General features: G+C 71.1%; 28 protein-coding genes. 17 read left to right on the forward strand and 11 right to left on the reverse strand.

Going from position 1 to position 24756, the window contains the following annotated elements:
- On the reverse strand, positions 1-2124 hold a 2124-nt coding region (locus M1L60_RS26725; RefSeq protein WP_253240279.1), incomplete at its 3' end, for a BTAD domain-containing putative transcriptional regulator.
- A 105-nt stretch (positions 2125-2229) separates the two neighbouring features.
- Here M1L60_RS26725 and M1L60_RS26730 point away from each other — a divergent pair.
- The 4 genes from M1L60_RS26730 to M1L60_RS26745 all read left to right on the forward strand — a co-directional run bounded on the left by M1L60_RS26730 (position 2230) and on the right by M1L60_RS26745 (position 5817).
- Positions 2230-3294 (forward strand): class I SAM-dependent methyltransferase, encoded by a 1065-nt coding sequence (locus M1L60_RS26730; RefSeq protein ID WP_253240280.1) that lies wholly within the window; start codon positions 2230-2232, stop codon positions 3292-3294.
- A gap of 885 nt (positions 3295-4179) precedes the next feature.
- Positions 4180-4614, forward strand: coding sequence for an SRPBCC domain-containing protein (locus tag M1L60_RS26735; RefSeq protein ID WP_253240281.1), 435 nt, complete (start codon positions 4180-4182; stop codon positions 4612-4614).
- Positions 4601-4930, forward strand: a complete 330-nt coding sequence (locus M1L60_RS26740) for an ArsR/SmtB family transcription factor (protein WP_253240282.1) — start codon at positions 4601-4603, stop codon at positions 4928-4930. Before M1L60_RS26735 ends, M1L60_RS26740 begins: the two co-directional genes overlap by 14 nt.
- 476 nt (positions 4931-5406) lie before the next feature.
- Positions 5407-5817, forward strand: coding sequence for a hypothetical protein (locus tag M1L60_RS26745; protein WP_253240283.1), 411 nt, complete (start codon positions 5407-5409; stop codon positions 5815-5817).
- Positions 5818-5880: 63 nt separating this feature from the next.
- Here M1L60_RS26745 and M1L60_RS26750 read toward each other — a convergent pair whose 3' ends face one another.
- The 4 genes from M1L60_RS26750 to M1L60_RS26765 all read right to left on the reverse strand — a co-directional run bounded on the left by M1L60_RS26750 (position 5881) and on the right by M1L60_RS26765 (position 9000).
- Positions 5881-6870, reverse strand: coding sequence for a LacI family DNA-binding transcriptional regulator (locus M1L60_RS26750; protein ID WP_253240284.1), 990 nt, complete (start codon positions 6868-6870; stop codon positions 5881-5883).
- A 229-nt stretch (positions 6871-7099) separates the two neighbouring features.
- The gene (locus M1L60_RS26755; protein ID WP_253240285.1) at positions 7100-7669 is read right to left on the reverse strand and encodes a DUF6518 family protein; all 570 of its coding nucleotides are present in this window, start codon (positions 7667-7669) and stop codon (positions 7100-7102) included.
- Positions 7666-8523 (reverse strand): LysR family transcriptional regulator, encoded by an 858-nt coding sequence (locus M1L60_RS26760; RefSeq protein WP_253240286.1) that lies wholly within the window; start codon positions 8521-8523, stop codon positions 7666-7668. Before M1L60_RS26760 ends, M1L60_RS26755 begins: the two co-directional genes overlap by 4 nt.
- A gap of 93 nt (positions 8524-8616) precedes the next feature.
- Positions 8617-9000, reverse strand: coding sequence for a DoxX family protein (locus M1L60_RS26765; protein ID WP_253240287.1), 384 nt, complete (start codon positions 8998-9000; stop codon positions 8617-8619).
- A 76-nt stretch (positions 9001-9076) separates the two neighbouring features.
- Between M1L60_RS26765 and M1L60_RS26770 the strand changes: the two genes are divergently transcribed.
- Both M1L60_RS26770 and M1L60_RS26775 read left to right on the forward strand, forming a co-directional pair.
- Positions 9077-9922 carry a sigma-70 family RNA polymerase sigma factor gene (locus M1L60_RS26770; RefSeq protein WP_253240288.1) on the forward strand — a complete coding sequence of 282 codons (846 nt, stop codon included), beginning with the start codon at positions 9077-9079 and terminating at the stop codon, positions 9920-9922.
- A 167-nt stretch (positions 9923-10089) separates the two neighbouring features.
- On the forward strand, positions 10090-10860 hold the full coding sequence (locus M1L60_RS26775; protein WP_253240289.1) for a SigB/SigF/SigG family RNA polymerase sigma factor: 771 nt from the start codon (positions 10090-10092) through the stop codon (positions 10858-10860).
- Between the two features lie 6 nt (positions 10861-10866).
- On the opposite strand, the gene M1L60_RS47600 is transcribed toward M1L60_RS26775, so the two are convergent.
- Positions 10867-11760, reverse strand: a complete 894-nt coding sequence (locus M1L60_RS47600; protein ID WP_274622907.1) for an AbfB domain-containing protein — start codon at positions 11758-11760, stop codon at positions 10867-10869.
- Positions 11761-11971: 211 nt separating this feature from the next.
- Between M1L60_RS47600 and M1L60_RS26785 the strand changes: the two genes are divergently transcribed.
- The 8 genes from M1L60_RS26785 (at position 11972) to M1L60_RS26820 (ending at position 17095) form a co-directional block, all read left to right on the forward strand.
- Entirely contained in the window at positions 11972-13072 is a 1101-nt protein-coding gene (locus M1L60_RS26785) for a hypothetical protein (protein WP_253240290.1), read from the forward strand.
- Positions 13073-13132: 60 nt separating this feature from the next.
- On the forward strand, positions 13133-13879 hold the full coding sequence (locus M1L60_RS26790) for a hypothetical protein (protein ID WP_253240291.1): 747 nt from the start codon (positions 13133-13135) through the stop codon (positions 13877-13879).
- 11 nt (positions 13880-13890) lie between these two features.
- Positions 13891-14208, forward strand: a complete 318-nt coding sequence (locus M1L60_RS26795) for a type VII secretion target (RefSeq protein ID WP_253240292.1) — start codon at positions 13891-13893, stop codon at positions 14206-14208.
- Positions 14201-14926 (forward strand): hypothetical protein, encoded by a 726-nt coding sequence (locus tag M1L60_RS26800; RefSeq protein WP_253240293.1) that lies wholly within the window; start codon positions 14201-14203, stop codon positions 14924-14926. The genes M1L60_RS26795 and M1L60_RS26800 overlap by 8 nt, the downstream gene beginning before the upstream one ends.
- Positions 14927-14934: 8 nt before the next feature.
- The gene (locus M1L60_RS26805) at positions 14935-15273 is read left to right on the forward strand and encodes a hypothetical protein (RefSeq protein ID WP_253240294.1); all 339 of its coding nucleotides are present in this window, start codon (positions 14935-14937) and stop codon (positions 15271-15273) included.
- On the forward strand, positions 15270-15923 hold the full coding sequence (locus M1L60_RS26810) for a hypothetical protein (protein WP_253240295.1): 654 nt from the start codon (positions 15270-15272) through the stop codon (positions 15921-15923). The genes M1L60_RS26805 and M1L60_RS26810 overlap by 4 nt, the downstream gene beginning before the upstream one ends.
- A gap of 10 nt (positions 15924-15933) precedes the next feature.
- A complete protein-coding gene (locus tag M1L60_RS26815; RefSeq protein ID WP_253240296.1) occupies positions 15934-16560 on the forward strand; it encodes a LysE family translocator in 627 nt (208 codons plus the stop codon).
- A gap of 118 nt (positions 16561-16678) precedes the next feature.
- Positions 16679-17095: a hypothetical protein gene (locus M1L60_RS26820; protein WP_253240297.1), complete on the forward strand. Its 417-nt coding sequence runs from the start codon at positions 16679-16681 to the stop codon at positions 17093-17095.
- A gap of 4 nt (positions 17096-17099) precedes the next feature.
- On the opposite strand, the gene M1L60_RS26825 is transcribed toward M1L60_RS26820, so the two are convergent.
- Positions 17100-17927, reverse strand: a complete 828-nt coding sequence (locus M1L60_RS26825) for a HEAT repeat domain-containing protein (RefSeq protein ID WP_253240298.1) — start codon at positions 17925-17927, stop codon at positions 17100-17102.
- A gap of 64 nt (positions 17928-17991) precedes the next feature.
- Here M1L60_RS26825 and M1L60_RS26830 point away from each other — a divergent pair, with 64 nt between their 5' ends.
- The gene (locus tag M1L60_RS26830) at positions 17992-18834 is read left to right on the forward strand and encodes a GNAT family N-acetyltransferase (RefSeq protein WP_253240299.1); all 843 of its coding nucleotides are present in this window, start codon (positions 17992-17994) and stop codon (positions 18832-18834) included.
- Between the two features lie 34 nt (positions 18835-18868).
- Positions 18869-19879 (forward strand): aldo/keto reductase, encoded by a 1011-nt coding sequence (locus tag M1L60_RS26835; protein WP_253240300.1) that lies wholly within the window; start codon positions 18869-18871, stop codon positions 19877-19879.
- A 68-nt stretch (positions 19880-19947) separates the two neighbouring features.
- Here M1L60_RS26835 and M1L60_RS26840 read toward each other — a convergent pair whose 3' ends face one another.
- The 4 genes from M1L60_RS26840 to M1L60_RS26855 all read right to left on the reverse strand — a co-directional run bounded on the left by M1L60_RS26840 (position 19948) and on the right by M1L60_RS26855 (position 23614).
- Positions 19948-21084 (reverse strand): alpha/beta hydrolase family protein, encoded by a 1137-nt coding sequence (locus M1L60_RS26840; RefSeq protein WP_253240301.1) that lies wholly within the window; start codon positions 21082-21084, stop codon positions 19948-19950.
- Between the two features lie 87 nt (positions 21085-21171).
- A complete protein-coding gene (gene menC, locus M1L60_RS26845) occupies positions 21172-22281 on the reverse strand; it encodes an o-succinylbenzoate synthase (RefSeq protein ID WP_253240302.1) in 1110 nt (369 codons plus the stop codon).
- On the reverse strand, positions 22278-22910 hold the full coding sequence (locus M1L60_RS26850; RefSeq protein WP_253240303.1) for a MurR/RpiR family transcriptional regulator: 633 nt from the start codon (positions 22908-22910) through the stop codon (positions 22278-22280). The genes menC and M1L60_RS26850 overlap by 4 nt, the downstream gene beginning before the upstream one ends.
- A complete protein-coding gene (locus M1L60_RS26855; protein ID WP_253240304.1) occupies positions 22907-23614 on the reverse strand; it encodes a GNAT family N-acetyltransferase in 708 nt (235 codons plus the stop codon). The genes M1L60_RS26850 and M1L60_RS26855 overlap by 4 nt, the downstream gene beginning before the upstream one ends.
- A gap of 55 nt (positions 23615-23669) precedes the next feature.
- On the opposite strand from M1L60_RS26855, the gene M1L60_RS26860 reads away from it, so the two are divergent.
- Positions 23670-24752 carry a M20/M25/M40 family metallo-hydrolase gene (locus M1L60_RS26860; RefSeq protein WP_253240305.1) on the forward strand — a complete coding sequence of 361 codons (1083 nt, stop codon included), beginning with the start codon at positions 23670-23672 and terminating at the stop codon, positions 24750-24752.
- The last annotated feature ends 4 nt before the right edge of the window (positions 24753-24756 follow it).

Raw genomic sequence — 24756 nt, forward strand, 5'->3', positions numbered from 1 at the left:
GGTGTTGTATGGCGGTGTCGCGGCGGTCTTGTCGTCAGGCGGCGGCGTGACTGTTTTGTTGTCGTGCGGTGGCGCTGTTGTGTTTTCGTCGGGCGGTGCCGCGGTGTTGTATGGCGGTGTCGCGGCGGTCTTGTCGTCAGGCGGCGGCGTGACTGTTTTGTTGTCGTGCGGTGGCGCTGCTGTCTTTTCGCCGGGCCGCGGCGCGGCTGTCTTGTTGTCGGGCGGTGGCGCGGCGGTCTTGTCGGCAGGCGATGGGGCGGCTTCGGTCTGCGCGAGCACCTCTCGGACGAGACGCGTCTTTCCGATGCCGGCCACGCCGGTGATGGTGATCAGACGCGGTCGCCGGCTGGAAACCGCCTCGTCGATCAGGCCCAGTACGGCGCGCATCTCGTTGGCCCGGCCGACCATCGGCGTCTCGGCGTTCCACCGCACGGCGGCCGATGTCGCCCCTGGCATGGGTGTCGGGCCCTGCGCATCGGCGACCGGCGCGGTAAGCAGGCGGCGGGCGGCCAGCGGCGGATTGCCGACGGGCGTACGGTCGCCGAACTGGAACTCGGGGCGCAAGGCAGCTTGCCGGGTCCGGTCGGTGACCAGCAACGTGCGCGGTGCGGCCGCCGCGCGTAGGCGGGCCGCGGTATCGAGGACGGCGCCGCCGATCCCCGCCAGTTCGGACGCGACGATGATCTGGCCGGTGTCGGCGCCGAGAGCGATCGGGACCGGACTCCGCCGCAGGATCTCGGAGCCGGCCCACAGCGCGCGGTCGGCGTGATCCTCGCGGGCGGTCGGATAGCCGAACACCCCGATCACACCCCCACCGACAAGCGGTTGCACCGCCCCGCCCCACCGCGTGATCACTTCGCGCAGCAGTTCGGTCCATGCGACCATTTCGCGCCGGGCGCGCTCCGGGTCGGCGTCGGCGGCCTGTCCACGGATGCCCCGCAGATCCGCGTCCAGGACCGTGACGAGCTTTCGTTCCTCGTTGCTATAGCGATCGGTGAACCCCGGGGCCTGAGCCACGACGCCGTGGTGATCGGCGAGCCCCGACCCGGAATTTGCGATGCTCTGCTGATCGGCGAGCTCCGACCTCGGAACCGCGAGGTCGTGGTAATCGGGGAGCCGTAACTTCGGAGCCGTGAGGTCGTGGTGATCGGGGAGCCCCGACCTCTGAGCTGCGATGATTTGGTGATCAGCGATTCCCGACTTCGGAGCCGCGAGGTCGTGCTGATCGGCAGGCTGTGACTTCGGAGCCGCGAGGTCGTGCTGATCGGCAAGCTGTGACTTCGGAGCCGCGAGGTCGTGGTGATCAGGGAGCCGTGACTTCGGAGCTGCGAGGTCTTGGTGATCGGCGGGCCGTGACTTCGGAACGGTGAGATTGTGGTGATCGCCGAGCTTTGACCTTGGGCCCGGGGCCGGGGCTGGAGACAGCGCAGCGGGCCCGGCTGCTGCGGTCAGCTCGTGATGCATTTGCTGGAGGTCGGCGCGCGGTTCCACGCCGAGTTCCTCGCGCAATTGGACGACCAGCCGGTCGTACCAGCGCAGCGCCGAGTGCCGCTGGCCCCGGGCGATCTCGAGGCGCATCAACCGGGCGTACGCCTCTTCGTGCAGCGGATCGAGCGTCGTCAGCCGCACCAGGTCGGTTTCCGCCTGGTGCGGCCGAGCGTGGGCTGCGCGTTCGAGCAACAACTGGACGACGGCGTTGCGCAATTGCGCGCGGCGCGGCTCGGTCCAGTCGTCGAATATGTTCCCGGGAAGCAGATCGCCTGTGTACAACTCGAGCGCCGCTTGGCCGTCGCCCTGGTCACTCGCACGGTCGAACGCGTCGACGTCTGTCCACAGGCCGGATGTGTTCAGAACGAGCAGTCCGTCGCGCAGTTCGATGCGGTCGGTGCCGAGCACGCGCCGCGCGAAGTGCAAAGACTTGTTCAAACGCCGTACGCCCAGAGCTTGGTCAGCTTCCGGCCAGAGCAGGTCGACCGCTTCGTCCCGGTGCAGCCGACCGCGCAGCGCCAGCAGCTTGACCAGGGCGGTCGCGCCACTGCGCCGCCATTCACCGTCGGGCACGGACTGGCCGGCGACCTCCACCCGGAAGCCACCGAGCAGCCAAACGCGCAGGTCGGACGGCACGCGGTGATTGTGCGCCACAAACGCTCAGAGTGCGGACAACAAACGGACACAGAAGGGAAAACGTGCTGGCTACGGTGCCGTCAACTTTTCACGGAGGGCACGGACATGACTACGACAACGACTGTGGACGAACAGAAATTGATGGGGTTCGTCTTCAAGGCAGTGGGGGATTTCGGGGCGATGCTGGCCGGGTCGCTCGCGGTGATCGGCGACAAACTCGGGCTGTACCGGGCCATGGCCGGGGCGGGTGCGCTGACGCCGGCCGAGCTCGCCGACCGTACGGGAACGGCGGAACGATACGTCCGCGAATGGCTGTCCGCTCAGGCCGCGACGGGCTATGTGAACTACGTCGGCGACGATCGCTTCGAATTGCCGGTCGAACATGCGATCGCCCTCACCGACGAAAGCAGCCCGGCCTGTGTGATCGGCGGGTTCGAGCTCATGCTGGCCGCCGCGCGCTCGGCCGACCGGCTGGTCACGGCGTTCCGTACGGGAGCGGGGGTGGGTTGGCACGAACACCACGCCGACCTGTTCGAGGGCTGCGAGCGATTCTTCCGTCCCGGATACAACGCGCATCTGGTGGCAGACTGGATTCCCGCGATGGACGGCGTCGCCGACCGTTTGCGCACCGGTATCCGGGTCGCGGATGTGGGCTGCGGACACGGCGCGTCCACGATTCTGCTCGCGGCGGCCTACCCGGACTCGACATTCGTCGGCACCGACTGTCACGCGGAATCGATCGCCTCGGCCCAGGAAAAGGCCGCGGCGGCCGGCGTAGGCAATCGCACCCGGTTCGAGGCGGGCCGAGCCAAGGAACTGTCCGGCACGTACGACCTGATCTGCCTGTTCGACAGCCTGCACGACATGGGCGACCCGGTCGGCGTCCTGCGCCACCTGCACGACCGCCTGGACCCGAACGGCAGCCTGCTGCTGGTCGAACCGTTCGCCGGCGACGCGCTCACCGACAACCTGAACCCGGTCGGCGCGGTCTACTACGGAGCATCGACCCTGCTGTGCACGCCGAACTCACTCTCCCAGGAGGTCGGCGCGGCCCTGGGCGCCCAGGCCGGCGAGGCCCGCCTACGCCAGACGGCAGCGGAGGCCGGCTTCACCCGCTTCGAGCGGGTCGCCGAGACCCCGTTCAACCTCGTCTTCCAGGTACGACCGTAGGCGCTCGGACGAGCCTGAGCACGTCACCGGAGGATCGCCGAGACGTGCTCAGGCTCGCGCAGCCCCGCCCACCATGACGACACCGCCGAGACAGGAACACGTACCAAGACCCCAGTCGCACGCCGACCGACCCGCGGATCGCAGTCGTCGTGAGTCGCGCCGCCGCGATCGCCCACGCGCTGACGCGGTCCGCTCATAAACCCTGAACAGTGCCTTGCTCACCGTCCGATTGTCGGACTATCCGACTGCCGGACTATCCGACGCTTGATCACTTGATCGCCGGCCCGCCCAATTGCGGGCTGCCGGGTAACGGGTTGCCGGGCCGCGGGCTGCCGGTTCGCCGGTTCGCCGGGCCGCGGGGTCGCCGGTTCGCCGGGCCGCGGGGTCGCCGGTTCGCCGGGCCGCGGGGTCGCCGGTTCGCCGGGCTGCGGCTTCGCCGGGCTGCGGGGTCGCTGGGCTGCTGGGCTGCTGGGCTGCTGGGCTGCTGGGCTGCTGGGCTGCTGGGCTGCTGGGCTGCTGGGCTGCTGGGCTGCGGCGCTGCCGGGCTGCGGGGCTGCCGGGGCTGCCGGGGCTGCCGGGGCTGCCGGGCTGCGGGGCTGCGGGGCTGCCGGGTCGCGGGGCTGCCGGGTCGCCGGGTCGCGGAGCTGGGCCGCCCCCCGGACCATCCAATCGCCGGATCGCCGGATCGCCGGATCGCCGGATCGCCGGATCGCCGGATCGCCGGATCGCCGGATCGCCGGATCGCCTTTGGCCCTTTGGCCGGATGGGCTCATGGCCGGGCACGGGACCTCTGGGAAGTGTGGCGGATGGGCGGCTGGTGTTGACGCAACCAAGTGATTGCTATAGCTTGAGTGGCAACTGAATGGTTGCTACTTGGGAGTGAGTATGAGCTTTCCGGATCGGATCGAGCGGACGTTGCAGTTGGCGCAGCCGGTGGAGAAGGTGTGGGCGGCGCTGACGACGGCCGAGGGGCTGGGCACGTGGTTCGGCAACACGGCCGAGGTCGACCTGCGGGTCGGCGGCGAGGCGAAACTCGCATGGGAGAGCGGCGACACGGCGACCCTGACCATCGAGCGGGTCGAGCCGCCGACGGTGTTCGCGTACACGTGGCCGCTGCACGGGCTGCCCGACGGCGACCCGAGGCGTACCTATGTGGAGTTCACGCTGGCGCCCAACGGTGGCGGCACTACGCTGACCGTGGTCGAGTCCGGGTTCGCGCAGGCGAGCGGAGACGAGCACAAGACCGCGTTCTCGGGCAACACCGAGGGCTGGACGAACGAGTTGGGTGAGCTGGTCGCGTATCTCGATGGAAAACTCTGACCTGGAGTCGGTGGCGCAAGAGGTCTTCGCGGCCCTGGCCGACCCGAGCCGCCGGTCGATCCTGGCCACTCTGGCGGCCCGGGGCCCGGCCACCGCCACCGACCTCGCTGCCCAGTTGCCGATCACCCGCCAGGCCATCGCCAAGCACCTCACCCTGCTGGCCGAGGCCGGCCTGGTGATACCCGAGCCGGGGGAGCGCCGCCGAGTTCGCTATCGCCTCGACTCGGCCCCCATGAAAATCGCCCAACAGTTCCTGGGCGCCCTGGCCCGCGACTGGGACGGTCCCCTGGCCGCCCTACGCGACCGCCTCCGGTAACCGGTCGAACCAAACATCACCGTCTCGGCCTGTTGGTTTGGGCCTGGTGGCCTGGTGGCCCGCGAGCGCCGACAGTTGCGCACGCTGCCGTTCGCGGTCGCGGGCTAAATGCAGGCGCTGTCAATTGCGGCCGCGGGTTGTTGCATGCGCTGCCTATGCGGGCGCGGACTGTTGCATGCGTTGTTCGCGCGGGTTGTTGCGGGCACTGCCGGTAGTGGCGGATGGCTTTATTTATCATCGTTTATCAAGTTGGGGAATCGTTGATGTTTGAACCTACTGGCATGATTTTGGCTGATAAGGCGACTCGCCAGCATGTGTTGTCGGCTCGGCCGGACGCGCCTGTGGTGCCTGAGCCTCCGCCTCGGCGTCGAGGGGAGGCGTTGCGGCGGCTGGTGGTGACTGGTTTGCGCCGGCTCGCCGATCGGCTGGAGGCGCGGAGTGGGGCGGCATGTGCGTCCGGCTCGTAGGGTGCTGTCGTGCACGAGCTGAAGGAGTTTCGTCGTACCTGCTGTCTGGTGGCGGCTCGGACCGGTGGGCGGGTGGTCGAGTTTCGGGTCGCTGACGGAGTCACGCCCAACTTTCATCAAGCGATAATCGACTATCGCGAGCGGTTGGTTGCGGTCGTGATGGCTCGGGATACGGGGGTTGTTGCCCTTGCTGTTCCGCGAGGTGTCACCGGGGCGGTGCGGGAGGCGGGGCCGTTGACGTTTGTCGACTTCCCGAAGTTGACCGGGGCGCTGGTGGACAACGGGCGGTTTGTCGTGCTGACGACGGATGAGTTGGCGGGGCCGTTCAAGGCTGCGGAATGGCCGGCGCTCAGCTCGTACGACGTGCAGTCATGGAAGCCGGAAACGTTGGGCGAGACGCTCTACAACTACTGGGACTGATCTGGGTAGAACGGTTGCCGTCGACATCGCGGGCCTGGAAACCGGGGCGGTCTGAGATGGGCGCTAGTCGGGGGCTGTGCTTTGGCGGATCTGGAGGTTGGCGGGGAAGACGCAGCGCCAGTGGGGGGCTATCTGGCGGTTGATCAGGGCTCGGGTGGCGGCGGCGGCCATTTGTTCCACGGGCTGGTGTACTGAGGTCATGGGTGGGTTGGCGCACTCGGCGATCACGCTGTCGTCGAAGCCGACTACGGCTACGTCGTGGGGGATTCGGCGGCCTGCGTTTCCCAGGGCCTGCATGGCTCCGGTGGCCAGTAGGTCGCAGCCGGCGAAGATGGCGTCTATTTCTGGTTCTTCGGCCAGCAGGCGCTGGGTCAGCTCGTAGCCTGCCTCTCGGCGGAATTTGCCGGTGGCGGAGATTTCGGGGAGGCCCAGGTCGCGTACGGCGCGGCGGTAACCGTCGCGGCGGCCCTCGGCGCAGGAGTTGCCGTCGGGGCCGTGCAGGGCGGCGATTCGGCGGCGGCCCGTGGCGTGCAGGTGCTGGACTGCTGCGTACGCACCCTCGGGGTTTTCCAAGCCGACGAAGGGTAGGCCGGGGACGGTGGGGCCGATCGTGACCACTCGCTGGCACTGGCGGTAGAAATCGGAGGCCAGGGGGATCGGCACGTTCACCAGGAGGACGCCGAGGCTTACGGACGTGGCTATCCGGTTGAGCAAGGCTGCCGTGTTCAGTTCGTCGACCACGTGGACGCGTAGTTGGGCGTTGCTGCCGGCCAGCTCTTGCAGGATGCCTGCGGTGACTCGGCCGTAGTAGGGGCTGGTGCCGAAGACTGACGTGTCGTCGACGATCACCAACTCGACGACGTCGCCGTGGCCGGAGGCGAGCGCGCGGGCGATCGGGTCGGGGCGGTAGCCGAGATCGGCGATGACGCCGCGGACGTGTTCGCGGGTCTGAGCCGAGACCCCGGGGGCGTCGTTGATGACCCGGGAGACGGCGGCTTTCGAGACGCCGGCCTGGGTCGCGACGTCGGCCAGCGTGGGTCTCCTCTGCACCATCGGGCCAGTGTAGAAAATTCGGGGCGGTCGACGAATCGAGATTTCAGGCACCCCGGGTCCGCTTGTGGGCAGCATTGCCCGCGCTGATCGGCCCGCCGTCACGCCGCCTGTGATCACTAACTGGGTCATTCCGAGTGCTTTGCGCAATTTGCCCGACCAGGAAAGGCCGGGACGGCAGGGTGGGCCGGCGAAGGGCGGGCTGGAAGAGGGCTGGGCCGGTAGGGAGCGTTCAGCTGGGCGTCGAGGTGGGGCCGGACCGGAGGCGGGAGGACCATAGGGCCAGCCCGAGCAGGGCGATGCCGAGGACGGCTTCGGCGATGTAGACCGGTGCTGACAGGTGCCAGTGGATCACCTCGCGCCAGCCGGGGACGATGCGGGCCGACACGATGACCAGTGGTTCCAGGATCAGTAGCAGGGCTATTACCGTTGTCACGGCCCGGGGTACGTCGGTGGCGCGTCGGTTGAGCCAGGCACCGAAGGCGCCGAGGACAGGCCCGCTCACCAGGCCCGAGAACAGCCAGCGCCGGTTCTCGCGCAGCACATGAACGAGATGCCCGTCGTCGGCAGTGACGGCCACGACCACGTAGAAGCCGAGCAGGGCGGCCCCGGTCGCGATCAGGCCCAGGACGGCGCCGCGCAGCCGGGTGCGGGCGTGCAGCCCGGCCGCCAGCGCGATCAGGAGCCACGGCGTGCTGAGGTTGCCGATCGTGTCCCGTACGCCGTCGTGGTGGCCCTTGACCAGGGCGGCCAGCGCCCCGAAGAGCAGCGCGACCGCGATCACCCCGAGGAGGCGGCTCATCGGGTGCTCCCGTGCAGCCGCTCGAGGAGGGCTGCCACCCGCGGGTCGTCGGGGGCCGAGGGCTGGTGGACGACGTGGTAGGTGACCGGGGGCAGGTCGGCGACCGGTTTCGCCTCCATCCCGGGCGGGGTGGGCACGCAGCCGTTGACGATGGCCAGGCCGACCCCGAGCGCGGCGAAGTGGCTGATCAGCGGCCAGCCCTCGGCCTCCACCGCCACCGACCAGTCGGCGCCGGCCGCTCGTAATGACTGCTCGAGCTGCATCCGCTGCGGGCGGTGCTGCGGCGGCACGACGAGCGCTTCCCCGTCCAGGTCGGGCAGCGTGACCCGGCGTCGGCGGGCCAGGCGGTGGCCGGCCGGCACGAGCAGCACCTGTGGGAACGTGGTGAGCTCGGTGACCGTCAGGTCGTCCGGCAGCACGTCGAGAACGCTGACGCCCAGGTGGGCCTGACCACTGCGTACGGCGGAAAGCATCTGACGGTGATCGCAGTTGATCAGGCGCAGGCGGGTGGGCTGCATGGTGCGGATCGTGTCGCCGAGCAGGTAGAGGTAGGCGCCCTGCCCGGCCGCCAGCACCACGGGCCTGGTGGCGGTGGCCCCGGCGAACTCGCTCAGGAATTGCGTCAAACGCTCGTCGTGCGTGCGCGCGAAACGGGCCACCGCCTCGCCGTCGGTGGTGAGCACGAGCCGGCGCCCGTCGCGGTGGTAGAGCGGGCGGCCCAGTTCGGCCGCCAGCTTGCGGATCTTCACGTGCAGGGCGGGCTGCGAGATGTGCAGCTCGGCCGCGGCCCGGGTGAAGTTCAGGTGGTCGGCGAACACGGCGAACGCCGCCAGCGCGTCGGCCGAGACAGTCATGTCCCGGAACGTTAGTGCAGCGGCCGATGGGCGTCGCAGCGCGCGGACGATCGGCCTGCGCGACAGCCGCGGCCACCCGATGGCCGCTGTGGCTCAGTGGATCGGATAAAGGTCGAACCGACCCCAGGCCAGGAAGGCGAACAGGCTCAGATAGAACAGGTCGCCCGGCAGCAGCTTCCACTCCCGGCGGCGGAAGCGGGTGGTCGCGGCCCCGGCCATGAACAACGCCAGCCCGCAGGCCGCGAGCGGGGTCAGCACGGGCGCGACGCCGGACGCGGCCGGCAGGATCAGGCCCAGACAGCCGATGATCTTGATGGTTCCGATGGCTTTGAGGTGGGCGTCGCCGAAGTCGTCGACCCAGTGCTGGCTGGGCCTGAGGGCGCGGTAGCGCTGCCTCGGCAACAGCAGCAGACTGGCTCCGCCGGCGGTGAACGCGAGGGCGAGAGCACCGGCCAGGATCCACAGGGTGAGGTTCACGGTTGCTCCTTCTTGTTACGTCGGCCCGTCCGGGCTCGTCGTGGGGATGACGAGATCGAACGGGAAGAGGTAACCGATGAGGGCAGAGGCGTTCCAGGCACATCGTGAACGGCTGCTGGCGATCGCCACGCGGGTTCTGGGCAACCGGGCCGACGCCGAGGACGTCGTGCAGGAGGCGTGGCTGCGGCTGGCGCGCCAGGAGCCCGGAACGGTGGACAACCTGGCCGGCTGGCTCACCACCGTGGTCGGCCGGTTGAGCATCGATGTGCTGCGGGCCCGAACCGCCAAAGCCGAGATTCTGTACGACACCCCGCCGCACGAGCCCGTCGTCAGTGAGGACGATCCGGCGGACCAGGCGCTGCAGGCCGAATCGCTCGGGTTGGCGCTGCTGGTCGTGCTGGGCGCGCTGGGCCCGGACGAGCGGCTGTCGTTCGTGCTGCACGACCTGTTCGCGGTGCCGTTCGCCGAGATCGGCCCGATCATCGGCAAGTCGGCCGACGCGGCGAAGATGGCGGCCAGCCGGGCCCGCCGCAAGGTCCATGGCGCCGCCCGCCCCACCAGCGGCCTCAACCAGCAGCGCGAGGTGGTCGACGCGTTCCTGGCCGCGGCCCGCGACGGCGACTTCGAGGGGCTGCTGGCCGTCCTCGACCCGGACCTGACGTGGGAGGTGACGAGCGTCCGGGGTGTCACGGTGACGCGGGGCCGGGCCGAGTTGGCCCACGCGGCCGGGCGTGGTGGCGCGCTGGGCTTCACCGCTCGGCGCGTCCTGGTCGACGGGCAGCCCGGGATTCTCGCCTGGGGGCCGGCTGGGCAGCCGGTGGGCCTGATGGCCTGCACGATCGAGAACGGGCGCATGACCAGAGTCGTCTCGCTCACCGACCGCGCACAGCTGCGACGGATCGACCTACAATCGGCCGGGTGAAGTAATTGACGCACGACAACGACACTCGTACTTTCGGGTGGTCGATGGTCGTTCGTTGGGCTAGGGTCACAGCATTGAGTGACGGATGGCGCGTACCGGCCCGGCCGGAGCAGGCGCGTCAGTGGTGGGGACGTCCGGCAGCTCAACAGTGACGTGAAGGACTGTCCATGCCCACGACCATGACCAGCACCACTCCGGCCGACGCGGCCGAGCTCGTCAACGCCATGGCCGCACTCCCGGCCGAGCACCCGGACCGGTCCCGGCTGCGCGACCGTGCCATCGAGGCCTGGTTACCCCTGGCTCGCCACCTCGCCCAGCGTTACGCCAACCGTGGCGAGCACATCGACGACCTCTTCCAGACGGCCACGGTCGGCCTGCTCAAGGCGATCGACCGGTTCGACCCCCAGTTCGGGGTCGACTTCGCCGGCTATGCCATCCCGACCGTCGTCGGCGAGATCAAGCGGCACTTCCGCGACCGCACCTGGTCGATCCGGGTGCCGCGCCGCCTGCAGGAGATGCGGATGGCCATCACCGCCGCCAACAACGAGCTGACCCAGACCCTGGGCCACTCCGCGACGGTGGCCGAGATCGCCGCCCACCTGAAGGTCACCGAGGAAGAAGTGCTCGAGGGCCTCGAGGGCGGCCGTGCCTACTCGGCCACGTCGCTGTCGACCCCGGTCGGCATGGAGAGCGGCCTCGAACTGGGCGACACCCTGGGCGGCGAGGACCACGGCTACGAACTGGCCGAGGCCCGGATCGCCCTCGGCCCCGCTATGTCGTGCCTCACCGAGCGCGAGCAGCGCATCATCACGCTGCGCTTCTACGGCAACCTGACCCAGACGGAGATCGCCCGTCAGATCGGCGTCTCCCAGATGCACGTCTCCCGCCTGATCAGCCAGGCCCTGACCAAGCTCCGCACCCAACTCGCCGCCGGCTGACGACCGTCAGAGCGGGCGGCGGACGATGAACGCGGTGGCGTCCCGTCGGCTGATGACGACGCCGCCGCGTTGGGCGGCCAGGAAGTGGCCGGGGTAGTTCACGGATTCGAGCAGGACGGCGGCGTCGTTGTCGCGGGCCGGGCGGGGGCAGAATGTGGCGTCCTGGTCGTACAGACCGGAGCCGTCGCGGCGGTCCAGGCGCAGGACGTAGTCGCGGTGGCGCAGGAAGTAGCCGGGGAAGTTGCCGGCCTCCAACGAGAAGCACGCGTCGCGGGCCAGGCCCTTGCGGACGGTGAAGCGGGCGTCGTCGCGGGCCGGGCTGCCGGCGCCGACCGGGTCGAGGCGGGCCACGAAGTCGCGGTGGCGCAGGCGGTAGCCGGGGCGGTCGGCCAGTTCGAGGCCGACCGTCGCGCCGGCGGCCAGGCGGGGCGGCGGGGGCGTGGTCGGTGCGGTCGTGCGCGGCGGGGTCGTGGGTGGGGTCGTGCCAGCCTTCTCGGCCGGGCGGGTGCCGGCCCGGTGGTGGGTGGGCGTGCGGATCACCGAGCCTGGGCCCTCGCTGGTGGCGCTCGGCGCCGGCTCGACCGACACCGGGTCGGTCGGGTCGAGCGGTGGCGGCACGAAGCGCTGGGTCAGGGACGGGCCGGGGTCGTCGTCGCGCAGGGAGAGGGCGGTCAGACCGGCCACCGCGATCAGCACACCGGTGGCCACCGCGACCAGCGCGCGGCGGCCGGTGGTGCCGCGGGTGCGGGACGGCGACGAGGCCGGCCAGAACCCGGCGGGCAGCGCACGCCGGGGGAACTTCGTGGGGGGTGCGGGTAGGGGGAGCGGCCCGTTCGCGTCTCGGTAGGGCGGGACCCAGCCGCCGATCCGCAGGCGGTCCTGGCTGTCCTTCTCGGGCATTCTTGGTTCCGCTCCGCGCCATCGGCTAAGACACTTTTAAGCTGACGGAAAGGCATTCTTACGGTGAAATCGGCTAGGGGCAAGAGTGTTGCGCGTTCGGGCAGAGACTGAGCGGGCGCGTCCTCATCGAACTGTCGGCTGATCTCTCCCGTACTCCCCGGTGACGGCGCCCGGGCCCACGGTCGCCGCGGCCGCACCGAGGAGGCGCGCGATGGAAGGCTCCGCCCTCCCTCCGCCCAGTGACGACCATCAGACCGACACGTACGACAACAGCACGTACGCCGGATCGGCCGACCAGCCCGCCCGGTCCGGCACCGTGACGTTCCCCCGCATCTCCGACTACTGGCCGGAAGAGAACGGCCCCCGGCCCGCGGCGACCAGCGCCCGGCCCGCAGATGACGGCCCCCGGCCCGCGGCGACCAGCGCACCGCCCGTACCGGGAAGCGCCGCACCGAAGAGAGCCCGGCTGCGGCTGATCGCCGGTGCGGCCGGCGCGGTGCTGGTCCTCAGCGTCGGCGGTGTGGCCCTGGCCCGGCTCGGCGGCGGGGACGAGGACCCGGCGCCGTCACCCCCGGCGGCGGCCGACCCCGGCATCATCGTCGGCGGTACCCCGAACCCGCCGGTCTCGATCGCCCCGGCGCCCCCCTCGGCCGCCGTCACCACGCCACCGGCCTCGGCCCCGGCCGCCCCGGCGTCGCCGACGGCCCCGCCCGGCCCGGCCTTCGCCGCCGGCACCTTCGTGCTGGCCTCGGATCTGACCGAGCTCAACGTCACCCTCGGCCGCCCGTCGGGCAACGGCGTGGCCCGGGTCGGCTCGCCCGACGGCAGCGGCGTGGTGCCCGACGCCGACCTCGACGGCACCACCCTCGAGCTGACCGCCAGGAAGAAGGGCGACGAGGACGGTTCGGGCCAGGTCGACGTGGTGCTGGACGAGCGGATCGCCTGGACCGTCCGCATGGACGGCGGCGTCAAGCGGGGCATGTTCGCGATGGCCGGCGGCAAGGTGGGCGACTTCTATTTCGAGGGTGGCGCCGACCGCCTCGAGCTGACCCTGCCCCGGCAGGAACGCCAGATCGAGATCCGGATGGCCGGCGGCGTGCACCGCTGGACCATCGGCACCGAGGGGGAGTTCCCGGTCCGGGTCAAGATCCGCAAGGGGGCCGGTTCGGTCGACCTCAACGGCGACCGTGACGAGGGCGTCGACCGCGGGCGGACCCTGCGTGCGCAGGGCTCGGACACGAAGTCGGGTGGCCTGCGGATCGAGGCCGTGGCCGGCATCGGATCACTTTCGGTGGCCCCGCTCGAGGCGTAATGCGGCTTTTCCGCCGGGCGGGGTTGCAGGGCCTCTTCCCGTTTTGGGAGAGTCCACGGAATGTCGGACGATCGACTTGACCACCTGCACGAGCTGGCCGAAGAGGGCGCCGCCTTCGCCGGCCGGGCCCGTGCCGCCGAGCAGCGCGCGTCCGGCGCCACCGCGTCCGACCGCACCGGCGCGGTCACTGTCACGCTCGACGACGAGGGCCGGGTCAGCGGGGTCGCGGTCGGGTCCGGGTGGCGGCGGCTCATCGGGTCGCTCGCCCTCGACGAGGCCGTGATCGAGGCGGTCCGGTCGGCCGGCGAGCGCCGGTTCGAGGCCTGGGGCGACGCGTACGCCGACCCGGGGCCCGCCCCGGCGGCCGGGTTCGACCGCGACGAGTTCACCCGCCGCCTGCAGGACGCGGTGACCGGCAGCGGCCCGATGTCGGCCGAGGACAGTCAGGCCGCGCTGCGCGAACTGCTCGCCCTCGTCGAGTCGATCGACCAGGGGCTCGACGAGGCGTCGGCCGCGCTGACCGGGGCGCTCGCGGCGACGTGGACGGGGCGCAGCCCCGACCGGAAGGTCCAGGTCACGGTGACCGGGGGCGGTGACGTCACGGCCGTCGGTTACGACCGCCAGTGGTTGCTCCAGGCGCACGAGATCAACATCGCGCGGCAGACCGCCGCGGCGTTCCGCGCGGCCTACGAAGAGGCCGGGCGGCACGGCGTACGGGAGATTGTGGCCGACAGCCGTCTCGGTGAGACCCAGGTTCTGGCGCAAGACCCGGTGGCCCTGGCCCGGCGGCTGCGGCTCATCGACTGAACGGGGGAACGATGACGCTCAAGGCGGCGATCCAGGCGCTGCGCGTCGACGCGGCGACCTGGGACGAGACGTCCGGGGTGCTGAGCCACGCGGCCGGCGAGGCGGGCGCGCTCACGCTGACCGAGGGCGACCTGTCGTGGGCGAGCCGGCCGACCGGGCTGCTCGACACGTACGCCGAGATCCAGGCCAAGGTCGCGGCGCTGCTGGCCCAGGGCGCGCGGACCCATGCCGAGCTGGCCCGCACGCTCGACCAGGTCGCGACGGCCTACGAACGCGACGACGAGGAGGCCGCGGCGCGGCTCGGAGGGGTGTGGGACGTCCGTGACTAGCTCGACCGCGCAGGAGGACGACCTCATCGGCAAGATCATGTCTTTGCTGGACAAGGTCGAGCAGAAGACGAACGACCTCCAGAACTCGATCAACTCGAAGATCGGCTTCCTCCCCGGCTACCTGCAGGACAAGGTGCGCAGCGGCTGGAAGAGCTTCTGCGATTTCATGAGCAAGGTCTGGTCCGACGTGCGGCAGTTCGTCACGCACCTGGGCTCGCCCAGCACGCTCACCGCCACCGCCAACGCCTGGAGCGATCGAATAGGCGGCCCGGTCAGCGGCCGGGTCCAGACCGCCGAGGCCGGCCTGCTCGAGGTCGACACCAACTGGGACGGTGACGCCGCCGAGGCCTACCGGCAGATGCTCCCGTTGCAGAAGGCCGCCCTGGAAAAGGTCAAGACGGTCTTCACCGACGGCATCACGACGATGCTCGGCGAGATGGTCAAGGCCATCAACCTGTTCTTCGGCGCCCTCGTCGTCGCGCTGGGCGCGCTGGTCATCGGCATCGTCGGCGCGGCCTCGTCCTCGGCCACGATCGTCGGCCTGCCCGCCGCCCCGTTCATCGCGGCCGGCGCCGCCGGTGCGGCCGCGGCCGCGTTCTTCGCGGGTGGGCTCAACCTGAGGTCGACCGCGGAAGCGGCCAACAGCACGTTGCGCCAGAAACTGAACGACAACGTCGGCTACCACGACGGCGCCTGGCCGCCGGCCACCGTCAGCTGAGGCCCGCCGTGATCAAAGCGCTGCTGGCGGTGCTGCTGCTGTGCGAGGCCGGCCTGGCCTACATCGGCGGCCAGGCCTGGTCCACGCTGCACGAGGACGGCGGCATCAGCGGCCTGGTGCTGCTGGGCGCCACGGGCGCGGCCGGCGTCCTGGTGATGGTGGCCCTGCTGCTGGGCCGCACCGGGCTGGGCACGGCCCTGGCCTGGTTGCGCCTGGCCGGCGTGTTCATCGCGGGCGCGGTGCTGGTGGCCGTGGGCGAGCTGACGCCGGGCTTCGGCGGGCTGCTGGCCCTGTTCGACGCGTTGCTCGGCGTGGTGCTGGCCGGCTTCGTCCGCCGGGGCCGGTGATCTCGCTGGACCCGATGGCCGGCGTGCTCGCTTTCTTCTGTGTGGCGTCGCTGGGCCTGGTGGTCATCGCGGCCCTGCTGGCCGCCCGGCAGCGCCGCCGCCGCGCCGGGCGCATCGTCGCCTGGGCCGTGCACGCGGGGTGGCAGGTGGTCGAGCGCCCGGCCGTGGACTGGGGCCGCCGCCTGCCCGGGGGCAACCCCGAGGGCGTACGCATGCTGTTGTCGGGCCACGTCGGCGGCCGCCCCGTGCTGGTGGGCGAGTACGAGGTCACCGACGTCCAGGTGACCACGGGTGCCGACGGCACGGCGACGACCACCCCGCACACGCGGCACTGGGTGGTGAGCGTGGCCATCCTCAACCACCCGTGGGCGCCGGCCACCGTCACGACCCGCGGCCGGCTGTCACGCCGCACGAACACCACTGGCGATCCCGGCTTCGACAAGGCGTTCCGCATCGAGGGCGTGGTGGGCCCGTGGTGCACGCCGGCGCTGATCGCGGCCCACCTGGCCCGTCACGTGCCGGTGCCGTGGAGCGTGTCCGGCCCCGAACTGATGACCTGGACCGAGGGCCGCCTGCATCCGGCCCACCCGGTCGGCGACCTCGGCCCCCTGCTGCACCTGGCCGCCCTGCTCAACGGCCGACCGGCTTAGGATCGTCGCCATGGCAACGGGGACGCAGGTGCTGGTGTTCGCGGGAGTGGTCGCACTCGGGGCGATGTCGCCCGGTCCCGACTTCGCCGTCGTCGTCCGGCACGCGATCGTCTCGGGGCGGGCGCGGGGCATCGCGGCCGCGACCGGTATCGCGGCGGGAGTTCTCGTCTGGGCCGCGGCTGCGGCCACCGGGATCGCGGCGCTGATCGCCTGGGCGCCGGGCGTGCTGACGGGCGTCAAAGTGGTGGGCGCGGCCTATCTGATCTTCCTTGGGGTGCGCGCCTGGCGCAGCGGCGGCTCGGCGTCCGAGGGGGAAGCGGAACAGCCGGCCGGTCGCGGGCTTTGGGTCGCCTTCCGCGACGGATTGCTGACCAACCTGCTCAACCCCAAGGCGGCTGTCTTCTTCGTGGCGCTGCTGCCGCAGTTCCTGCCGGCCCAGCCCGGCGTCCTCGACACGATCACCCTGTCGGCCACCGCCGTCGTCCTCAGCCTGGCCTGGTTCGTCGCCGTCGCGGTGCTCTTCGCGTCCTTCCGGCGGCTGCTCTCGCGGGCCGCCGTGCGGCGGGCGATCGACCGGGCCATGGGTGTGGTTCTCATCGGACTCGGCGTCCGGCTCGCCGTCACCACCACCCGCTGAGCAAGTGCTGCGACCAGCGGCACGGGTGTGTCCGGGCCCGGCTGACCTGTTTGCGGTCGCGCGACCTCCTGACGGCGGCCACAACAATTCCACAACGGGGGTCGCTGAGACTGCTGGCATGCTCACAACAGCGAAAGTCAGCGGGAAGATCGCGCGGGCCCTGGTCGTACTGGGTCTCGTCGGGGGTGGGGTCGTCGTGGGTGGGGCGGCACCGGCCTCGGCCGCGTCGTGTCCGAGCCGGGTCGTGCTGCCGGCCGGCGTCTACGGCGGCGAACTGTGCCGGGGCAACACGTGGGTCGGGTCGTTCCGCGTGCACACCTATCCGAATTCCAGCCGGCGGCACATCATCGTGGCCGACAAGGCCGTCAACGGGCTCGCCTTCTCGGTCGACGTGATCGCGACCAACGACGAACTCACGCGCTACTTCGACCGGGACGAGGGTGGCAACGCGACCCACTACGACATCTGGTACCCGGCGAGCAGCTACTCGGCGTGCCAGAACTTCGTGCAGTGCGTGTCGTTCCGGGTCGGTTGACCCGTCAGGGCCGGGCTGCGGCGTCGGTGGTCTCGCGTTCGGCGATGGCGGTTCGGATGCGGCGCAGGGTGCGCAGGGCCTTCTTCGCCGCGGCGCGGACCTCGCCGTCGAAGACGGTGGAGCCGCGGTCGGTGGCCATCAGGTGTTCCAGGGTGGGTGCCACCTGGGGGTCGCCGGTGGAGCCGAGGGCGACCGCGGCCCAGTAGCGCTGGTTCGGGTCGGGGCTTCCGGTGGCGGCCAGCAGGCGGGGGAGGACCTCGGGGGTGAACAGGGCGAGCGTGCTCGCGAGGTAGCCGATCCGGGGGAAGCGCCGCTGTTCGAACTCGTGCCAGAGCGCCTCCAGGGCCTCGGGGCCGCCGATCCGGGCCAGGGCGTCGGCGGCGCGCTGGCGCAACCAGTCGGTCTCGTCGGCCAGCAAGGGGCTCAGGGTGGGCACGACCGAGGCGTCGCCGAGTTGGCCGAGCGCTTTGACGGATTCGTCGCGCACGATCCACTGCGGGTGATCGACCAGCTCTTGCAACTGGGGGACGGCGGCGCGGATGTTCATGGCGGCGCAGCCCATGGCCGCCCAGGCCTGGCAGTTGTACCGGGTGTCGGCCAGCGCGGCGAGCAGCGGCTCCTGCAGCGCGGGGTCGGCGAACACGTCCGCCTGGTTCATCGCGCGCGAGTACAGCGACCGGTGGAAGTTGCGGTAGTCCCGGACGAGCGTGTGCAGCGCGGCGAGCGCCGACTCGTCGGCGCTCGCGCGGGCCCGGTCGAGCAGGCGGTAGAGGTGCTCTTCGCGGGTCTCGAGATCGCCCGTGCGCAGACCGTCCAGGTCGGTGGAATTCACCGCCCGACCCTACGCGCTGCCGAAATTCGATTGTGTTGTCGCCAGGACGTGGTTGGTTCACCGTATGTCGATCACAATGCTGCGGGCGACGCCGGAATCTCTCGGTGAGCTTGTTGAGGCGATGTCGCAATGGCCGCGAACCGGTGGGCCGGTGCAGGTGCACGTGGGTGACCTCGGGTGGAAGTGGCGGTTCGGCGGACCGGCGCTGGCCGAGGCGGTCCGGGTGTGGACGCGGGACGGGCGGGTGGTCGCCGTCGGCCTGGACGATGACGGGTTGGTCCGGCTGGGCATCGCGCCCGAGGCGGACGACGACATCGAGCTCGCCGCGCGGATGCTGGCCGATCTGGAGGGCGTCGAGGTCGTCGAGGCCCGGGCCGGTGCCGCCTTCCGTGCTCTGCTGGCTCGGCGGGGCTGGGTGGCCGATGAGCCGTGGGCCCCGCTCGTGCGCGACCTGGCCGAGCCGGTGGCGGACTGTGGGCTCCGGATCGAGGTCGGCGGCGCGCACAACGTGCGGGACCGGGTCGAGGTGCAGCGGGCCGCGTTCGACAACTCGACGTTCAGCGAAGAGCGGTGGCACGCGATGGCCGCCGCGCCGGCCTATCAGCGGGCCCGATGCCTTATTGGGTACGACGACACGGGCGCCGCGGTGGCGGCCGTGACCGTGTGGTCGGCGGGCGAGGGGCGGCCGGGTTTGCTCGAGCCGATGGGCGTGCACCGGGATCACCGGGGACGCGGGCACGGACGGGCCATCACCGTGGCCGCGGCGGCCGCGTTGCGCGAGATGGGGTCGTCCAGCGCGACGGTGTGCACTCCGGCCGGCAACGTCGGGGGCGTAGCGACGTACGCGTCGGCGGGTTACACGCGGCAGCCGGACGTCACCGATTTGCGGCGGCCGATCGGCGGTTGACTTCGAGTGCGCTCGAAGTCCTAGCGTCGTCGGCATGCAGACGATCGAACTGGGCCGGACCGGTCAGCAGGTCAGCGCGCTGGCGCTGGGCGCCATGCGCATGGGCGGCGACACCGACGAGCGCGACTCCGTGCACATCCTCAACCGCTACCTCGAGATCGGCGGCTCCTTCATCGACACCGCCAACTGCTACGAGTGGTGGAGCCACCCGGGCACCCTGGGCGGGCAGAGCGAGGAGCTGCTGGGCCGCTGGATGCGCGACGGCAACCGGCGGGACCAGGTGTTCCTGGCCACCAAGGGCAGCGCGGTGCCGGTCTTCTCGCCGGAGTTGTGGGACGACCAGGGGCAGCCGAACTGGGAGCTGGCCCGCCGCACCTTCGAGGGGGCCGGCGCCGACACGTTGCGCCACGCCCTCGACGGCAGCCTGCGGCGCCTCGGCACCGACCACGTGGACCTCTACTACGTACACGTCGATGATCTGAACACGCCGCTCGAGGAGACGCTGGAGGCGTTGCACGGTTTCGTGACGGCGGGCAAGGTGCGCTATCTCGGGTGGTCGAACGTGCGCACCTGGCGGCTCGAGCGGATCCGGCAGCTGTGCGAGCGCAACGGCTGGACGCTGCCGGTGGCGGTGCAGCAGCAGCACTCGTACCTGCGGCCGGGGGCGTCGGCCGACTCGGCCTCCATCGTGAACTTCGAGCAGCTCGACTATCTGCGCGCGCACCCGGACCAGACCCTGGTCGCGTACTCGCCGATCCTCAAGGGCGTGTACGACAGCGCGGCCAAGCGGGACGGGCACTGGCTGATGGAGAACTACACCGGGCCGGACGCCGACGCGCGGCTGGCGGCGTTGGCCGAGGTGGCCGGGGAAGCGGGTGTCACGCCGAACCAGCTCGTGCTGGCCTTCTTGCTACAGCAAGAGTCGCCGCGGGTGCTGCCGCTGATCGGGCCGCGCACGCGCGAGCAGTTCGAGGGGGCGCTGCCGGCCCTGGACGTCAAGCTCAGCGAGGAGCAGCTGCGGCGGCTGAGCGAGGCCGGGGCCTGAGAAAAGTCTCACCCTCGACCTCAGGTTCAGCTTGAGGTCGAGGGTGAGACTTGGTGAGAAAGCGCAGGTCAGAAGCGCTGCGCGATCCAGTTGGCGACCCGTTCGGCCGAGACCGTGACCGCGGTGTCGTGGTCCTGGCCGGGCAGCGTGTCGTAGCGGACGACGGCGTTCTGGTCGCGCAACCGCTGGACCAGCGCGTCGGTCAGCGCGGCCGGAACGGTGGCGTCGTCGGCGCCCTGGACGATGAACACGGGGGCGGTCGTCCGGGTCTGGGCGGGCTCCACGTACTTGTAGAGCTCGTCCACCCACCGTTCCGGCAGCGTGCCGTTGTTCAGCAGCTGCGAGGGCATCAGGTTGGCGTAGGCGCCGAGGATCTCGTACAGGCAACCGGTCCTGAGCACCCCGAGGCGGCGCTCGGCCGGGGCGGCCAGCACGTCGGCCGGCTTGAACGAGGGCTCGACCGCGTTGAGGCCGAACAGCGCCATCACCAGGTAGCCCTTGCCCTCGGACTGCGGGATCAGCTCGGCCAGGGTGCGTACGCCGCTGGTCGGCGCGATGCTGACCGTGCCGCGCAGCTGCAGCTCCCTGTCGTACGAGCCGGCGAGCTGGTTGGCGAAGAGCGCGGCCTGCCCGCCCTGGGAGTGGCCGTCGACCACGTACTGCGGGGTGAGATCGTCGTCGAGGTGCCGGGCCGCCCGCACGCTGTCGATGATCGACCGGCCCTCGCTGTTGCCGATCAGGTATGGATGCGGGTCGCTGGTGCCGATGCCCGGGTAGTCGGGGGCGGCCACGGTCCAGCCGCGCCGCAGCAGTTCGCCCACCGCGGTGCGGGCCTCGGGATAGAAGGCCTGCTGGTTGGTCGAGGGGGCGCACTGGTCGGCCAGCCCGACGGTGCCGTGGGCCCAGGCGACGGTCTTGTTCTTCCGGCGCTCCTTGGGCGTGATCACCAGCCCGGTCGCGGTGATCGACCGGCCGCGGACGTCGGTCGTGACGTAGGTGATCCGGACGGCGTCGCCGAGGCGCCGCAATTCGTCGGGCAGGGTGGCCGCGGCCTTGCTGACCACGGTGCCCGGGCGTTCGGGGTTCCACTGGAAGACGTGGTTGCCGTCGGTCGAGGCCAGAGCCGGCGCCGGGGCGACGGCCGTGCCGACCACCATGGTGGCGGCGAGGAGGCGAACGATCATCTGTCTGCGCACGGACGTCATCGTCGACTGCTCAAAAGCGACTTTTGGTACGCCGCACCGCGCTCGATCGGGTGATCAACGCCCCGGCATGATGCATCCTGACCTGCGCTAAGGCAAGATCAACCGGTCCGCCGCGGTGGTTTCGACAAATTCAAGATCAGGTTCCCGGCCCAGCCCGTACGCCGTGGACACCGCGACCATCCCGTCCGTGGCGACGATCGGCTCGGTGGTGACGTCGCGGGCGTAGTACTTGTCCGAGCCCGACACGTCGGACGGCAGCGTGAACCCGGGCAGCGCGCTCAACGCCACGTTCGCGGCCCGCCCGATCCCGAACTCGTGCATGCCCCCGCACCACACCGGCACCCCGTGCTCGGCCGCGACGTCGTGCGCCCGCACGGCCGCGGTCAGCCCGCCCATCCGCGACACCTTGATGTTGAGGATCCGCCCGGCGCCCAGCCGCAAGGCCGTCACCAGGTCGTCCACCTCTTCGACGGACTCGTCGAGGCAGACCGGGGTGGCCAGCTGCTGTTGCAGGTCGGCCAGATCGGACAGGGCCCGCGGCGCGTACGGCTGCTCGATCATCAACAGCCCGAGCCCGTCGAGCTCTTTCAGCACGGCGAGATCAGCCGGCGTGTAGGCCCCGTTCGCGTCGACGTGCAGCGGCACCGACGGATAGGCCGACCGCACGGCCTTGACCGGCTCGACGTCCCAGCCCGGGGCGATCTTCAGCTTGATCCGGCGGTAGCCCTCGTCGACCCGGGGCCCGACCTGAGCCAGCAGGCGGTCGACAGTCGATTCGATGCCGAGCGAGACGCCGGCCTCGACCTCGGTCCGAACACCACCCAGGGCCCGGGCCAGCGGGACGCCCTGCGCGGCTGTCCACAGCGACCAGGCGGCCATGTCGAACCCGGCCCGCGCGAACTGGTTGCCCCGCACCTTGGCCAGCGCCCGGGCCAGCTCGGCCGGATGCTCCCACTCCGCGGCCAGCACGATCGGCGCCAGGTGGTCGCGGGCGATCGCCCAGCACGTGGCCACCGTCTCGGCCGAATAGAACGGGCCGCTCGGCGACGCGATCTCGCCCCAGCCCACCGTGCCGTCGGTCGCGGTCAGAGTGAGCAGGATGTGCTCGAGCGAGCGCTTGGCGTGCGAGCTGGTCTGGAATTCGTGCACGAGCGGCAGCCGCACGCGGCGCAGCTCGACGGTGCTGATGCGAGTCATGTCGGGTCCACGTAGAGGTCGAGTTCGGCGGCGAGGGCGTCGCGGTCGTGCAGGCGGCGGCCCGCGCCCTTGGAGCTGGCGATGGTCAGCGTGGCCAGCAGGTGCAGGGCCAGCACGACCGAGGTGGGCGAGCTGGCGTACGAGGCGGTGTCGGTGCCGATGACGACCCGGGTGCTCGCCCGGTCGGTCAGCGGCGCGTCCTCGGCGTCGGTGATCAGCACCAGCTCGCCGCCGTGGGCGACGTAGGCCTCGGCCACCGACACCGTCTCGCGCCGGTAGCGGGACATGGCCACCGCCACGAGCAGGTCACCCTGACGGATGTCGCCGAGCACGTCGAGCGGGCGCACGGTGGCTCCGTCGACGAGGTGCACGCCTGAGAGCCCGGCACTGAGGTCGGCCGCGAGCAGGGACGCGTACGCCAAGGATTTGCCGTTACCGAGCAGGTAACGCCGCCGGGCGGACACTATTCGAGCAGCGGCCTGTTCGATCGCGTCGTGCTCGGCCGCCCACGAGAGCGCCTTGTCGAATGCTGTGCGCTGCTGGTCGAGCACTCGATGCTTGAGCACGTGGGCCGAGCGGCGCTGCACGTTTCGTTCGAAGCGATCAGCGGGCGACGGCAAAGTGCTCACGGTGTGCACCTTTCGAACGTGTAGACCGCGCGATTGTCGTGGCGCTCGACCCGGACGAGCCGGCCGGTCGCGAACTGCTCGATGAGTTCACGGCGGAGCACCGTACGGTCGGCGGCCTCGGGCGCGGCTGTCCGTTCGCCGGCCGGTGCGCTCACGGTTGAGCACTCGTGTTCCACCGCGTGCGGCCCGGCCAGGTCCCACGAGACGAGCAGCCGGTCCGACGCGCCGTCGCCGTAGTAGTCGGGCAGGAACCTGATCGCGGTCGCCCCGAGCACACTGAAGTTGAAGTGGGCGTTGCGCAATGCGTACGGGTCGAAGGTCCACCGCATCGTCCGCGCCCCCGTGGCCCGGGCCGTCGCGGCCTGCGCCTGCTTGAGGCGGCGGCCGACGCCGGTGCCCTGCGCGCCGGGGGCGACGACCGCGGCCTGCGAATAGTGGTAGAGCTCGCCGTGGTCGACCGCGCTGAACCCGTAGCAGAAGCCGACCATCGCCCCGCCCGGGTCGAACGCGCCCAGCACCGAGCCCGAGTTCTCGCCCAGCGCGGCCAGCAGCCGCGGGCTGATGCCGAACTCGGGCTGGTCGTACCCGAACACGTGCCGGTACAGCGCCGACGCCGCCGACCACTCGCCGAGCCCGGCCAGGTCGCGCACCACGATGCCCATCGCGCCCTCCCGGGATGAAGATACGAAACGTATGACCGTCATCGTGCACCGTGTTGTGCGCGTTGACAACGTGCCGCCGGAAACTTAGCGTTCGCATATGCTGGACGCGCTGCGCACCTACACGTTGCTCGAGTCGCCGACCGGGGAGGCCCGGGCGCTGGCCGCGCTGGCCGAGGTGCTCGAGACGGACGCGGCCCGGGCCGGGTTCGCCACTGCTCGCGAGGGCGACCACCTGCTGTGGACGCTGCCCGCCCGCGACACCCGGGGCGGCGAGTTGCTGCTGCTCAGCCACTACGACACGGTGTGGCCGGTCGGGACGCTCGAGACCATGCCGTGGTCGGTCGACGGTGACACGATCCGCGGTCCGGGCGTCTACGACACCAAGGCCGGCCTGGTCGCGCTGTTCGCGGCGGTCGAGCGGGTCGTCGCGTCGGGGCGGCCCCATCCCGAGGTACGGGTGATCGTGGTGGCCGACGAGGAGATCGGCTCGCCCACGGCCGGCGAGCTGGTGCGGGCCGAGGCGAAGCGCGCGACGGCCGTACTGGGAATGGAGCCCCCGCACCCCGGCGGCGACCTGAAGACCGGGCGGCGGGGCAGCACCCGGGCCCGCATCGAGGTGACCGGCCTCGAGTCGCACGCCGCGCTCGACCCCGAGGCCGGCGTCAACGCCATCGACGAGCTGGTCGACCAGCTCGTCGCGTTCCGGCAGGTGGTGGCCGGGCGGCCCGTGCTGCTCAACGCCGGCACGATCACCGGCGGCGGCCGCACCAACGTCGTGGCCGGCCACGCCCACGCCGACCTGGGGCTGCGCTTCCTCGACCCGGACAACGAGCAGGCCGTGCTGGGCGCCCTCGACGCGCTGACCCCGATCCGCGACCGGGCGGTGGTGCGCGCGAGCCTGCTGGCCCACCGCCCGACCTGGCGCCCGAACGAGGCCACCGACCGGCTGCTGACCCGGATCACGCAGGTCGCGGCCAGTATCGGTCAGACGCTGGCCGGTCACCCGGCCGACGGCGCGGCCGACACGAACACGACCGGCGCGCTGCTCATCCCGACCGTCGACGGCCTGGCCCCGCCCGGCGGCGGCGCCCACGCCCGGCACGAGTGGGTCTCGCACGAGGGCATGCGGGCCCGCGCCGACCTGCTGGAGGCGCTATTGCATCAAACCAGTTTGATGTAACCTG

The organism is Paractinoplanes aksuensis (genome assembly GCF_024137025.1).
Taxonomy (GTDB): Bacteria; Actinomycetota; Actinomycetes; order Mycobacteriales; family Micromonosporaceae; genus Actinoplanes; species Actinoplanes aksuensis.